This is a genomic window from Sporosarcina pasadenensis, assembly GCF_047228845.1.
Lineage (GTDB): Bacteria > Bacillota > Bacilli > Bacillales_A > Planococcaceae > Sporosarcina.
In genome coordinates this window covers 15,599-29,075 of the sequence record NZ_JBFEGM010000022.1, presented here as the reverse complement: position 1 = coordinate 29,075, position 13,477 = coordinate 15,599, and the positions used below count along the sequence as shown (strand labels likewise).

Here is a 13,477-nt window from a genome sequence, read left to right as displayed (position 1 = left end):
GAGAGGTTCCGCGCCCAAAGCGAGAGGTTCCGCGCCCAAAGCGAGAGGTTCCGCGCTCAAAGCGAGAGGTTCCGCGCTCAAAGCGAGTGGTTCTGCGCTCAAAGTGGGTGGTTTCGCGCTCAAAGCGGGTGGTTCTGAGCTCAAAGCGAATGGTTCCGAGCTCAAAGCGAGGTGTCTCGCGTCCAAAGCGAACGTTGTAATAGAGCGAAAATAAAAGGGCTGCCGCAGAAAGCTGGTTCTCACTGACTTTCCGGGCTGCCCCCAGTCTTATTGACCATGAATCAATTCATACGTCTCCATAATAAAATCCTTATACGGCGTTCGTGGCATGGTGGAAATGTTTTTCACCGCTATGTCAATGCAACGGAGAGCTTCCGCTTCATTCCCTGAGGCTAGATGGCATAGCGCCGCGTATGCATCCTTTTCGTAAAAGATGGATAGGTCGAATGGATGGTGTATATAATCTGCAATCACGACTTGGTCAAAGCATGAAAGCGCCTCTTCATATTTGCCTAGTCCATATAGTGCTTTGCCTTTTTCCATAAAGAGATAAGGGGATTGCGTTTTGTTGAGATCGTATTCAACATAATACGCATTAATAAGTTCCCATGCGTCCTGATATGCTCTCTTATACGAGGTTAAGTAATGGACCTTTGTATATTTAGCAAAAAGAACCGCTTCTTCATCATCCGCAAACTCACCATAGAGCGATAGCTTTCTCTCATAATAGTCCATTGCTTCCACATCGTCGTTCATCATTGCTTGGAATATCGCCAAGCGGTACAAATGATCAATGCGATAGAAAACCTGCTTTTCTTTCGAAAATTCAATCCCTTCATTCATGACACGAATCGCCTCATCTGCATTGCCTACTGCATAATGAAGTATCGCCTCAAAATAATCAAAGTCAAGACGGGTGAGCGGATCGATAAATCCATTTCGTGCTTCTGTTTCGGAACGCTCCTTCAATAGAACGGCAAGGGCTTCATCGTAATGATGTTCAGAAAATTTAACTGTAGACCGGAATATACCGACTGATCCAAAGCGTTGAATAATATTCAGTTGATCGTAAATGTCTGCCGCCTTTTCTAAAAGTTCTTGCCACCCATCCTTCTTTTCGTAGTAAAGGGTACGGCTATAAATATCCAAAAGCCTTGCTGCTTCATAGCCTTGTGCCAATTTCTCCACATAAGGTTCGATTAGAGAGAGGATTTGTTCGTGTTCATCCGTCAGTTTATCAAATCCTACACTGAACAGTTGCTCAGCGGTTTTCAACACGTCCCGCAATTCCTGCCGGTCCGTCTCCTCCAATAGCTCTGCAGATTCTACGCCAAGCCGTTCGGCGATATACGATAAACTCTCCATCGATGGATTCGCTTTATTGTTTTCAATTAAACTGAGCATTCCTTTTGTCAGCTGGTCTCCCGCTAATGCTTCCAATGTCAACTTCTTCTGTTTTCGCAACGTCCTGATCCGTTCGCCTAACGTATTCATAGGAACACTCCTTTCAACATATAGCATATAGTTTAATTATATTAAACTTTCTCTTGTAATGGAAGAGGGAGCGTGGTATTATTTGTTTAATAAAATTAAACTTACTGAATGGAGTGACTATTTTGAGTGAGGCCATCAAATTGAAAAGAGCCACGTACCACCTTTGGACGTTCACAATTAGTAAGCTTATTGCATCGTTCGGCGCGCAAGTATACGCTTTTGCTGTAAGTTTTTATATTTTGCAATTGACAGGGTCTGCGACAAGCTTTGCGACGAACCTGATATGCAGCATTTTGCCGCGTACTCTTGTTGCGCCATTTGCGGGTTATGTGGCGGACCGATATTCACGAAAGGCGATTGTCATAACGGCACAGATTGCATCTACGGTGGCGATTGGGGGGCTTCTTACTGTCAGTTTGACTTCGGGCATTTCGCTTGTTGCTATTTACATTACGACAGCAGTTTTGGCTGTTACTTCTACGTTTTCAGGGGTGACATTCAGTTCATCGATAACAGGACTTGTCGATGAGGCACGAATTCAAAAGGCGATGTCCCTTAACCAAATGTCGATTTCATTTGCAGCGATTGGCAGTCCGGCAATTGCAGGCGTGTTATATGGAACCGTCACAATGCCGGTGTTCCTTATTATGTACATGTCAGCGTCGACGCTTGCGGTACTTCTTGAATCGACGATGAATTTCAAGCTATTCGCAAGAAGGAAAGAAGTTGTAGAAGGAGAGCCGAAAGAGTCGATGCTTCAAAGTATGAAAGCGGGACTTTCCTATTTGAAGCTGCAGCCGGTCATCATGGCAATCATTTGGATTTCATTATTCATCAACTTCCTATTCGGTGCGTTCATGGTCGGCCACTCTTTCATCCTCATCGAAAAATTGAAGATGGCGCCGGAGCATTTTGGCCTCATTGATGGAGCATTAGCAGTAGGGATGCTGCTCATGTCGCTTTACTTATCAATGCGGAAAGAAGTGAAATTCCCACTTTTAGTTGGAAAGCGGGGCATCATCGGAATGGCTCTACTTATGAGTGGAGTAGCATTTCCGCTTATCCTCGCCATGCCGTACTCATGGATGTTTGCCTACTATGCAATGCTCATGTTTGGCTTCGGGTTAATACAAATTATCGTCAATACACCGTTGATGGTCATGATGCAAAAGATGATTGATGACGATTTCAAGGGACGCGTCTTTTCCATTCTCGAAACGATGGCAATGGCGCTTATGCCGCTAGGGATGGTTTTATACGGGTTCTTGTATGATGTTTTACCGGCACAGTGGATCCTCATTGTATCCAGTCTATTATTGATCGGAGTCGTTCTCGTGTTAGCAAGGCCGTCTGTTGTACGAAAGGCGCACCCGGATCTTGAAGAGCGGAAAGCAGTGAAAGCGAAAACCGTATCAGAACTATAAAAGAGGGGTGTAGGAATGGAGAAGATTTTCAAAGAAATTGTTCATATCATGCAGAACGACTATGCGGGTTGCAACGATAAAAGAGGGTGTGACAGACCGGAGCACTTCCTAGAGATGATTAAAGGGAATGATCATCTGTTGAAAAAGGAATTCAAGGAAATTGTTGAAGAGTACTTGCTCGATTTCAATGATAAACATATCCACTTCATTATGGAAAACGCGGACAATGAGAAGCCAAAAGACCGCGGCTTCAAAGTGAGACGATACGAAGATCGGTTGTACGTCACGGAAGTATCTTCGGAGGAGCGGTTGGAACCCGGGATGAGCATCGTTTCACTAGGCGGGAAAAGTATCCATGAATTAAAGGAGTTGCATCATAGACGGTTGAATGAAAACCATTCTGAGCGGGAAAATTGGACGCCGATTATTATGCTCTATCCGGACGGTGAAGTGGAGGATGGGCATGGGAAGAAGAAATTCACTTTAAATTTATATGATAAAAAGCCTTATGTTCCGACGTATTCCGTTGAGAAGAGGCAAGATGCAGTTTTCATTACAATGACCGATTTTGGAAACCCGGATGCCATCGCGAAAATGGTTGAAGAGAATAAAGAGCTTCTTGAGACGACGGATAAGTGGGTTATCGATGTGCGAGTAAATTATGGGGGAAGTGATTCCAGCTTCTATCCTTTGTTTCCTTATTTGATGCCTGAAGAGGGTGTTGAGCTTGCGGGTTCCGGAGAAAAGATGCTTATAAATTGCACGGAAGCGAGCACGGATCGTGTTTTGCCTGAATTGGGAGAGATGATCGAGGGAACGGATGAAGAGCATGTGCGTCAGGTTTTGACTATATTCATGCGGGAATGGGAGCGCAATCGAGGGAAAGGGTTTGTGGAATTTGATTTTGGCAATATGGAAAGCGATACATTCGTTAAAGGGACGAAACATCCGTCGAGGATCATCGTATTGACGGATGTCTATTGCGGCAGTTCGGGAGATTCATTCGTGGAACTTGTGAAGAAATCGAGCAAAGTGACGGTCGTCGGCAGAGCGACGATGGGACTGAATGATTACGCTAATTTAATAAGTATGAAGTGGGATGAAGGGTTCGAGCTCATGTATCCGTCATCGCGCCTGTCCCGGATTGACAAAGGGGAGGGGATGACGGGCGTCGGCATCACGCCGCATATCCATATCCCTTGGACGCCTGAGCATATTGGAAAAGATTTGGATGTAAAGAAGGCTTTTGAGCTCTTGTCGAGAAATAGTGAAGTGGAAGTAAATTAACACAAAGGGGGAGGAGTTTGTTGGATAAGATTAAGGTGATAAATCTTGTCCCGAAGTTTTTGGCCTTTTACGAGAAGGCACAAGCGTCGGACGCTGATGCGCGATGGGATTTATGGAAGGAGCACTATGGTTTCGCCGCGGTGCCTCCCGGGGATGAAGGGCTAAAGATGGCGCGCGAAATGCTGGAAGCGGCTTGGAGTCAGTACGCGGACGTCATCCCCACGCTAGAGACATGGAGGCCAGATGAAAAGGGGATTGAAGAAGTACTGCAGAAAGTGAAGGATGTGTTAGGCTGCGAAGAGGATGTTTCAATAACCTTCCTTTATTTTGTAGGAGCATTTGATGAGAACCCTTTTGTAGCACCGACTGGCGATGGTGGGCTTGCAGTATGCCTTCCGGTTGAGAAGGGGCTTTCGGATATTGTCTTGGCGCATGAATTGACCCACATCGTCCACGCGAAGACTGCGAATCTTTCGATGGCGTGGGAGCGGACAATTGGGTCAACAGTTTTTCAGGAGGGGCTTGCAATGCATGTAAGTAAAGCTGTAGTTCCTGGGCATGCGGATGAAGATTACACGGAGCATAAAGAAGGATGGTTGGAAGCAACGGCTGCAAAGAAATCTGAAATTCTGGAAGGGATCCTCCCTTACTTGGAAGATTCTTCGGCGGAAGCCGTTATGAAGTTCACTTTCGGTTCGGGTGAAACGGGACTTGAACGCGAAGCTTATTATGCGGGGTGGGTACTAGTGGAACTGTTGTTGAATGACGGGGTTTCATTCAAAGAAATTGCGGCTATCCCGGAAGAGGAGATGCCGGAATTGGCGAGGGAAAATATGGAGCGTCTGTTGGTGACGTCCTAAATGAAAAGCGAAGTCCAATCCGAAGAGTCGGAGGACTTCGCTTTTTAGTGTGCGGATCGCAATGTTTTGGACGATTTTCGATACGTGAAGATGAAGACGATAGAAAGGACCGCAAGTGCTGCGGAAATATAGTAGATCTCGCCTGTCATCCTAGTGAAGAGCCATGTGAATAACAGCGGCCCGATGATGCGGCCCATATTGTCCATGGAATACGTCATGCCAGCTGCTGTGCCGTACTTTCCACCGGATTCCTTCGATGTCAATGAAACGAGGATTGTCCGCGAAAGCGCGTTTCCTGCCGTGAAGATGCTGAGTGCAACGCCTGCCCAAAATAGGCTGCCCGTGAACGGTATTAAAATCAATCCGATGGCAGTAATGATTTGGCCGCCTAAAATCCACTTCGTTTCCGACCCGTTTTTCACCCGACGCACGACACCGCCTTGAATAGCTGCATCGACAAAGCCGACCGCCATGAATAAATAGCCGATTTGCAAAGGTGTGATTTCAATGGCGGAAATCTGGAACAGTTGGAATGTGGATTCGATTCCCGCTAAGATCAACGTCACCATGAAGGAAAGTAGGAACAAATTCCGAATCCGGTATTGCCAAAGCATCGCACTGCCTTTCGGAAGAAGTGCGCGTTTATTCGCCTCGCCGAGACGCTCAGGCTCTTTCAAGATAATTCCCGCGTAGACAAGAAGAAGCAACGTCAATACACCGGATGCAATAAATGGAGTTTGCAGGCTAATATCGCCTAGCACCCCGCCAATCGCTGGTCCGAAAATGAATCCGAGCCCGATCGACATGCCAAGCAAGCCCATATATTTATTCCGATTTTCCTCGGTCGTCATATCACCGACAAATCCTGTAACCGCCGTATACAACGCCCCTGAGAAAATCCCCCCGACGACACGGGATAGGTAGAGCATCGTAAGGTTGTCAATGAAGAAGGAGAACAGGAAAAAGCTCAGGCTGAAACCGATGAGGCCGACCATGATCAGTTTCTTCCGTCCCGTCCTGTCCGATAAAGAACCCCATAGCGGCGCGGTGAAGAAGGAAGCGAGCGAGTAGACTGTGAGCAATCCGCCGACGTGAATTTCAGAAAGCCCCTGCTGCACAATCACTTCCGGCAAAACGGGAATGATGATGCCAAATCCGAGATATACGAAAAATTGTACCGACATTAACAGTAAGATTGATTTTTTCATGTATGTACCTGCTTTCAGTAAACATCAATACAATCATTTTACTCTCCCGCTCGTATGCTGACAAAGGAAATGGATTAATGGCAGCCTCTTCAACACGCAGAAACGCATAAAATTCGCAAAATCACTCATAAACCGTTACAAATGATCATAACTCATGATTTTCACGCATAATTCCCTCCAGGTACGCATAAAGCCGCCCAAAGCCGCATAAATCCCCCGTAATACGCATAAACGACCTGGATTGCAATCTTTTATTTTCCTTAGTGTATAAAGCATTTACAAAAGGCGAACAATTTGTAACATAATTGAAAGATTTAAAAGTGGACAGGAGTGGTATGATGTGTATAGATGAAAATTGGCATGAATTTCATTTCAATGATGAAACTTTCCAATGGATGATACGTCAACAACATATAGAAAGGTCGAGGTGGAATAATGGCGAAAGAAAAAGTTGATTTGAAAAAAATCATCTCCAACTTGGCGAAGTTGGGTGTTTCGGCAACAGCAACGAAATCCCGGATGGAAATGCTGAAAGCCCTCGCGCCACCTTCTAATGACCCGCAAATACAGTCATAATGAAAAACTCCCGCATATTTGCATGCGGGAGATTTTTTTTGCGTATTTGAAACGTGTTATGCGCGAATAAAGTGATTTATGCGCTTTTGCAGCGGTTTATGCGTGAGTTAATCAATTTATGCGTATTTGGATCTTGTTGTTTATTCATCTTCGTCAGAACTAAACATGTACGTTCTATGATGGAACTTCATGCTGAAGACGAGGCCGATGGCGAGCATGTTGCCCATCAATGAACTGCCCCCGTAGCTGATGAATGGCAGGGGAATCCCTGTTATCGGCAATAGTTGGATCGTCATGCCGATGTTTTCGAACACGTGGAATGTAATCATTGCGATGATGCCTGCGCAAATATATGTGCTGAATGGATCCTTTAATTCAAGCGTGATTTTCGTCATATGATAGATCAGGAAGAAGTAAAGGCAAATGACGAGGCTCGCACCGATGAATCCCCAGTCTTCCCCGATGACACTGAAAATGAAGTCGGTATGGCTCTCGGCGACGTACACTTCCCGCCCTTTGAACCCTTTCCCGAATATTTCCCCTGACCCGATGGCGTTCAAGGATGTGATGAGGTGCCGTCCTTCATTCGACGCATACGAATACGGATCGAGCCATGAGTAAATTCGTTCAAGCTGATAAGGCTTGACGCCGAGTTTCGCCAAGAAGTCTTGCGCGTACAAGGCCATCCAAAGAACTGTCAGCCCTAAAGACGCAATCCCGACGAAAATGGGAAGGATGATCCGCCATGTGATGCCCGCCACGATGACCAAAGCGGTGGTGATGGCGATGAAGACGAGGCCTGTCCCTAAATCCGGCTGCAGCATGATGAATAAAAACGGAATGATGAAGACGGCGAATATTTTGCCGAGCAACAGGAAATCCGTCTGCAACGTCTTTTCCAAAAATCGCTCATGGTGTTTCGTAATCGTGCGTGCAAGTCCGATGATGAAGAACGTCTTCATAAACTCAGCTGGTTGGATGCTCCCTAGACCAGGCAAGTGGAACCAGCTTTTCGCGCCATTTCTGCGGTGTACAAGTTCCAAGCTTTCAGGCAAAATGTAAAGCACTGCCAGCATGAATATACCGCCGCCATAGATGATCCACGCCGCTTTCTTGTACTGTTCCGGCTCCAAGTACATCGTGACGGCGATGATGGCTGCCCCGACGACATACCATTGGATTTGGGATGGGATGAAGTTTATACTATATTGTCCTGTCGTCTGTGCAGATGCGATGGCGATGATGCTGATCGTGAAAAAGAGGAGCAGGATGAATGCAAGTGGCCAATCGAATCGATCCACTGGTTTTTTATCTATGTTCATGTAATTCACCTTATCAGTTAGTTGGATTGGTATAGAAACCACATTTCATTATAGCGGAAAAAGAAGTGTTTGTACGGACTTTATATATGACAATATTAAACTATTTACCTTCCGAGCATACAAATACAGTAAAGGAATTTTCTTTCTATAGTATAACTTACTACACATGTACTATCATATCCTTCAAAGTGACGTCCTGCTAGGCAGGAAGTTTCCGGGAAGCAAAAAAGGTCCTTCCGTATCATGCTATTTTACGAACGGGCATGTCGTTTCGTGGTAAACTAAAGGAACGAAATCTAAGGTAAGTGAGGGAGTTTAATGAAGAAAAAATTGGGTTTAGTGTATGGCGGGAAATCCGCGGAGCACGAAGTATCCCTATCAACTGCCACGGCGGTAACAAATGCAATTGACTTTAATAAATATGAAGTGATCCCTGTCTATATAACGTATGAAGGTGAGTGGAGGAAAGGGGAGCCGCTCGCAGCGCCTGCCGAGTCGATTGAGCAATTGCGATTGGAACGCGTTGGCGGAAAGTCTGACAGCATCCATGATTTTCTGAATGGAAACGGGATGCCTGACATCATCCTTCCTCTGTTGCACGGAACGAACGGGGAAGATGGAACGGTTCAAGGACTGTTCGAAGTAATGAACATTCCCTATGCAGGAAACGGCGTGCTCGCTTCTTCCGCGGGCATGGATAAAGTAGTCATGAAACAGCTCTTCGCTCAAGTGGGATTGAAGCAAGTCCCTTATGTCCATTTCATCCGCAACCAATGGAAGAAGGACCAAGAGCATTGGGTCGGGAAAATGGAGAAGGAATTGACGTTTCCGATGTTCGTGAAGCCTGCGAACTTAGGTTCAAGCGTCGGCATCAGCAAAGCGACCGATCGTGATAGCCTTATTGCTGCAGTTGAATTTGCGTTGAAATTCGACCGGAAAATCATCGTCGAGCAAGGTGTCACTGCGCGTGAAATCGAAGTCGGCATACTTGGTAATGATGATCCGGCATGCTCCGTTCTCGGGGAAATTAAACCGGTGGCGGCCTTTTACGATTACGAAGCGAAATACCAGGACGGCAATACGGAACTTCTTATTCCAGCGCCGGTGACGAATGAAGTCGAAACGACATTGAAAGATATGGCGATCCGCGCATTCAAAGTGCTCGATTGCGCTGGGTTAGTGCGGGCGGACTTCTTTGTGACCGATCAGGACGAAGTGCTCATCAATGAAATCAATACGATGCCGGGCTTCACGCCGACAAGCATGTTCCCATTGCTATGGCAAAATACAGGTACATCATACCCGGAATTGATTGACAGGCTCATTGAACTGGCACTTGAACGGCATGAAGAAAAGCAACAGTTACAATATAAAATGGATTGAGCGTGATAGATTGTGAAACGTTTATTGACGGTACTGGCAGAGTGGCTGCAAGCAGAAGGGCAGCTCATGGACGATGTACTTGTAAGCGGGGTGTCGATCGACACTCGCACTCTTAAAGAGGGTGATTTGTTCATCCCGTTCCGCGGCGAACAGGTGAATGGGCATACGTACGTCCGACAAGCGATTGAAAAAGGGGCGGCGGCATCGCTCTGGATGAAAGATGAACCAGGAGCGCCTTCCGATATCCCGCTAATTTTCGTCGATGACCCGGAACTCGCGCTGCAGCATCTAGCTCGCGCTTATCGGGAAGAGCTAGCATGCAAATTTATCGGAATTACCGGCTCGAACGGCAAGACATCGACGAAAGATTTGATCGCAAGCGTCCTGTCGCCGTATTTTAAAGTGCAAAAGACGGAAGGCAATTTTAATAATCAATTAGGGTTGCCGTTGACGATTCTCTCGTTGGAAGAAGATGTGGAAGTCGCCGTCCTTGAAATGGGGATGAGCGGTTTTAATGAAATTTCTTTCCTATCGTATTTGGCGAAGCCACATTACGTCGTCATTACGAATATCGGTGAAGCGCATATGCAAGATCTCGGTTCCCGCGAAGGGATTGCGAAGGCCAAATTCGAAATCATCGATGGGCTGCAGGAAGACGGCACTCTTTTCTATGATGGCGACGAGCCGTTATTGAATGCGTTAGTGTCGGAACATCCAGAGCTGAGAGCGGTCTCTTTCGGCCACGACAACACTGCGGATCTTTCGCTCGTCTCTACGGAATCAGGGGATGAAGGAAGCCGTTTTGACGTCAATGGAATCATCGATGGCAACTTCACAATTCCCGTTTTTGGTTCCCATCAAGTGAAAAATTCCCTTGCTGCGATTTTGATTGCCCACGAACTCGGTCTCAATAACGAACAGATCGACGCGGCACTCCGTCAGTCAAAGCTTACGGATATGAGAATGCAGCCGGTCGTCGCCAATAACGGCGCGCTCTTCATCAATGACGCGTACAATGCGGCGCCGACATCGATGCAGGCGGCACTTGCGTTCTTGCAGGACACGAAGCTCCGTTCTGACAAATGGGCTGTTTTGGGAGATATGCTCGAACTTGGCGAAAATGAACGGCATTACCATGAATCAATCTCCCGACAGCTTGGCACTATAAGCTTAAAGGGAATCCTTTTATATGGCCCGCGAATGAAATGGCTTTATGAAGAGCTTCTGAACACTGGGAATGAAACAAAAGTCATCTGGTCGGAAAGCGATTATAATCCATTGATTGCGACACTTCTATCTTCCATTGACAAGAATTCCATCGTCTTGTTGAAAGGGTCGAGAGGAATGGCGCTCGAGAAGATCATGAATGGCGTGTTGCAAGCATGAAAACAGGTGTCCTGTTCCTCCATGGGTTTACCGGAGGGACGTTTGAAGTCCGTCCTTTCATTCGTTACGTGGAGGAGAGGACGGACTGGGTCACTTCGGTGCCGATTTTGCCGGGGCATGACTTTCCAATCGATTTGAGCAAAGTGTCTGCGGAAAATTGGATGATGGAAGCGGAGCTAGCCCTCAACCGATTGAGGAAGGAAGTGGACCGCATTATCATCGTCGGCTTTTCGATGGGAGGCATCATTGCGCTGTACCTCGCCTTGCGGTACAAAGTCGAGAAGCTCGTCCTGCTCAGCGCGGCGGCGAAGTATATTAGTCCGCGCTTTCTTCTTGAGGATGCGGCGGTGTTATTGACGAAGAATTTTCCACCGAACACGTTTTATCATTTATACGACTATAAATTACGTAATACGCCGCTTCATGCTGCAAAGGAATTTGTCCGTGTCGTCAAAATGGTGGAACCGTATTATGGAAAGATCACGACACCGGTCTGCGTCGTGCAAGGGAAGAAAGACGGCATCGTACCATTTTCGACAGGGGAGCATCTGCTGCGCTCGCTCGGCTCCGTGCAAAAGCAGCTGATCGTATCGGAAAACGGAAAGCATCACATTTGCTATAGCGATGACAGCCATGAATGGTTCCCAAAAGTGTATAAATTCATGAAGAAAGATTCCCTAGAATTCTGATTATTATTTTTAATGCGGATTGTTTGCGGATGACCGGCAAGCGTGATAAACTACTATGAGTATTGGATACATTTACACGAGACTCTTCCGGTGGTGAAGAGTACTTTTTTTTGAATAAAACGGTTAATCGTCTCTCGGAGAACATTCCTAGAGCATAACCCGATCGGCAAAGACCAGCTTTCCTTTTCACTATAGCCTCAGGAATTTCATGAAGTTCAAATCTGAACTTTAGCCCACTCCAGAGAATAAAAAATATCGGAAATGTTCCCATAGAAGTTTAAGGCTCGAATTTGCCGTGCTTTCATTTGCAAATGTAACCAATTGCTAAATGAAGAAACCAAAGGAGATTGAGAAGTTTGACGAAATTTTCAGAACTTAATATTAGCGAATCCACACAAGATGCTCTACTGCGCATGGGATTTGAAGAAGCAACACCGATCCAAGAAGGTACTATTACATTCGGCATGGAAGGCCGGGACGTTATCGGTCAAGCACAGACAGGTACAGGTAAGACTGCTGCTTTCGGTATTCCGATCATCGAAAAAGTCGACGTGAACAATCCTGCAGTACAAGCATTAGTCATTGCACCAACACGTGAATTGGCTATCCAAGTATCCGAGGAAATCTATAAAATCGGATATGGCAAACGCGCACGTGTATTGACTGTGTACGGAGGCCAGGAAATTGGTCGGCAAATTCGAGCTTTACGCAATAATCCACAAATTGTTGTTGGAACTCCGGGACGTATTCTTGACCATATCAACCGTAAAACTTTGAAATTGAACCAGGTGAATACGCTCGTCCTTGACGAAGCGGATGAAATGCTCAACATGGGCTTCATCGAAGACATCAACACGATTTTGGCAGCCGTACCGGCAGAACGCCAAACACTTCTGTTCTCTGCAACAATGCCTCCAGCAATCCGTAAGATTGCGGAAACATTCATGAAAGAGCCGGAAATAGTGAAAATCAAGTCGAAAGAAATGACAGTCGAAAACATTGACCAATTCTTCGTGAAAGCCCAAGAAAGAGAAAAGTTCGATGTCCTTTCACGTTTGTTGAACGTTCACCAACCTGAACTAGCGATCATCTTCGGACGTACGAAGCGCCGTGTTGATGAGCTTTCACATGCATTAAGCATCCGCGGTTACCTTGCTGAAGGAATCCATGGCGATTTGACGCAAGCGAAGCGTATGTCGGTTCTTCGCCAATTCAAAGATAATAAAATCGATATCCTTGTCGCTACAGACGTAGCAGCACGTGGATTGGACATTTCAGGTGTGACGCATGTTTACAACTTCGATATTCCACAAGATCCGGAAAGCTATGTACACCGTATCGGCCGTACAGGTCGTGCAGGCAAGAGCGGTATGGCGATCACATTCGTCACTCCGCGTGAAATGGGCTACCTTCGTACAGTTGAGGAAACGACGAAGAAGCGTATGACTCCATTACAGCCACCGACTGAAGACGAGGCATTGATCGGTCAACAACGTCTTGCGATGGAGCAGCTATCGGAGATTGTTGAGAAAAATGAATTGAACGACTATAAGGCACTTGCATCTGAGCTTCTTGAAAAATACGATGCGCAGGATATCCTTGCAGCTGCAATTAGATCGTTGACGAAAGAGCCAGATGATACACCTGTCAAAATTACGGAAGAGCGCCCATTGCCTAACCGTAAGACAGGATCTCGTGATCGTGGCGGCTTCAAAGGCAGCCGTGGCGGCGGTCGTTCTTACGGCGGCGGACGCGGTTACGGCGGAGGCGGCGGTTCACGTCGAGGAAGCCGTGACGGTGGCCCACGCAGAGACCGTTCTAGAGGCAAATCGGAAAGATAATATCCTA

11 protein-coding genes are annotated in these 13,477 nt (G+C 46.5%); 8 read left to right on the top strand and 3 right to left on the bottom strand.

Going from position 1 to position 13,477, the window contains the following annotated elements:
• Positions 1-267: 267 nt before the first annotated feature.
• Entirely contained in the window at positions 268-1,494 is a 1,227-nt protein-coding gene (locus AB1K89_RS17910; RefSeq protein WP_413056042.1) for a helix-turn-helix domain-containing protein, read from the bottom strand.
• A 122-nt stretch (positions 1,495-1,616) separates the two neighbouring features.
• Between AB1K89_RS17910 and AB1K89_RS17905 the strand changes: the two genes are divergently transcribed.
• From AB1K89_RS17905 to AB1K89_RS17895, 3 genes are read left to right on the top strand one after another with little or no spacing between them, the layout of a single operon-like run.
• Positions 1,617-2,918, top strand: a complete 1,302-nt coding sequence (locus AB1K89_RS17905; RefSeq protein WP_413056041.1) for an MFS transporter — start codon at positions 1,617-1,619, stop codon at positions 2,916-2,918.
• A gap of 15 nt (positions 2,919-2,933) precedes the next feature.
• Entirely contained in the window at positions 2,934-4,205 is a 1,272-nt protein-coding gene (locus AB1K89_RS17900; RefSeq protein ID WP_413056040.1) for a S41 family peptidase, read from the top strand.
• A 20-nt stretch (positions 4,206-4,225) separates the two neighbouring features.
• Positions 4,226-5,065 carry a DUF2268 domain-containing putative Zn-dependent protease gene (locus tag AB1K89_RS17895; protein ID WP_413056039.1) on the top strand — a complete coding sequence of 280 codons (840 nt, stop codon included), beginning with the start codon at positions 4,226-4,228 and terminating at the stop codon, positions 5,063-5,065.
• Positions 5,066-5,109: 44 nt separating this feature from the next.
• Here the strand turns inward: AB1K89_RS17895 and AB1K89_RS17890 are convergent, their stop codons facing one another.
• The gene (locus tag AB1K89_RS17890; RefSeq protein ID WP_413056038.1) at positions 5,110-6,273 is read right to left on the bottom strand and encodes an MFS transporter; all 1,164 of its coding nucleotides are present in this window, start codon (positions 6,271-6,273) and stop codon (positions 5,110-5,112) included.
• A 435-nt stretch (positions 6,274-6,708) separates the two neighbouring features.
• Here AB1K89_RS17890 and AB1K89_RS17885 point away from each other — a divergent pair, with 435 nt between their 5' ends.
• Positions 6,709-6,849, top strand: coding sequence for an Lmo0850 family protein (locus tag AB1K89_RS17885; protein WP_252504537.1), 141 nt, complete (start codon positions 6,709-6,711; stop codon positions 6,847-6,849).
• A gap of 140 nt (positions 6,850-6,989) precedes the next feature.
• On the opposite strand, the gene AB1K89_RS17880 is transcribed toward AB1K89_RS17885, so the two are convergent.
• A complete protein-coding gene (locus AB1K89_RS17880; RefSeq protein WP_413056037.1) occupies positions 6,990-8,171 on the bottom strand; it encodes an FtsW/RodA/SpoVE family cell cycle protein in 1,182 nt (393 codons plus the stop codon).
• 318 nt (positions 8,172-8,489) lie between these two features.
• Between AB1K89_RS17880 and AB1K89_RS17875 the strand changes: the two genes are divergently transcribed.
• From AB1K89_RS17875 to cshA, 4 genes are all read left to right on the top strand, one after another.
• Positions 8,490-9,554, top strand: coding sequence for a D-alanine--D-alanine ligase (locus tag AB1K89_RS17875; protein WP_413056036.1), 1,065 nt, complete (start codon positions 8,490-8,492; stop codon positions 9,552-9,554).
• A gap of 12 nt (positions 9,555-9,566) precedes the next feature.
• On the top strand, positions 9,567-10,940 hold the full coding sequence (locus AB1K89_RS17870; RefSeq protein ID WP_413056035.1) for a UDP-N-acetylmuramoyl-tripeptide--D-alanyl-D-alanine ligase: 1,374 nt from the start codon (positions 9,567-9,569) through the stop codon (positions 10,938-10,940).
• The gene (locus AB1K89_RS17865) at positions 10,937-11,629 is read left to right on the top strand and encodes an alpha/beta hydrolase (RefSeq protein WP_413056034.1); all 693 of its coding nucleotides are present in this window, start codon (positions 10,937-10,939) and stop codon (positions 11,627-11,629) included. Before AB1K89_RS17870 ends, AB1K89_RS17865 begins: the two co-directional genes overlap by 4 nt.
• A gap of 356 nt (positions 11,630-11,985) precedes the next feature.
• Positions 11,986-13,470: a degradosome RNA helicase CshA gene (gene cshA, locus AB1K89_RS17860; RefSeq protein WP_413056033.1), complete on the top strand. Its 1,485-nt coding sequence runs from the start codon at positions 11,986-11,988 to the stop codon at positions 13,468-13,470.
• Positions 13,471-13,477 lie beyond the last annotated feature (7 nt).

Coding starts and splice junctions, on each gene's coding strand:
- AB1K89_RS17910 (WP_413056042.1), bottom strand. CDS start 1,494: ATGAATACGTTAGGCGAACGGATCAGGACGTTGCGAAAACAGAAGAAG.
- AB1K89_RS17900 (WP_413056040.1), top strand. CDS start 2,934: ATGGAGAAGATTTTCAAAGAAATTGTTCATATCATGCAGAACGACTAT.
- AB1K89_RS17890 (WP_413056038.1), bottom strand. CDS start 6,273: ATGAAAAAATCAATCTTACTGTTAATGTCGGTACAATTTTTCGTATAT.
- AB1K89_RS17885 (WP_252504537.1), top strand. CDS start 6,709: ATGGCGAAAGAAAAAGTTGATTTGAAAAAAATCATCTCCAACTTGGCG.
- AB1K89_RS17880 (WP_413056037.1), bottom strand. CDS start 8,171: ATGAACATAGATAAAAAACCAGTGGATCGATTCGATTGGCCACTTGCA.
- AB1K89_RS17875 (WP_413056036.1), top strand. CDS start 8,490: ATGAAGAAAAAATTGGGTTTAGTGTATGGCGGGAAATCCGCGGAGCAC.
- AB1K89_RS17865 (WP_413056034.1), top strand. CDS start 10,937: ATGAAAACAGGTGTCCTGTTCCTCCATGGGTTTACCGGAGGGACGTTT.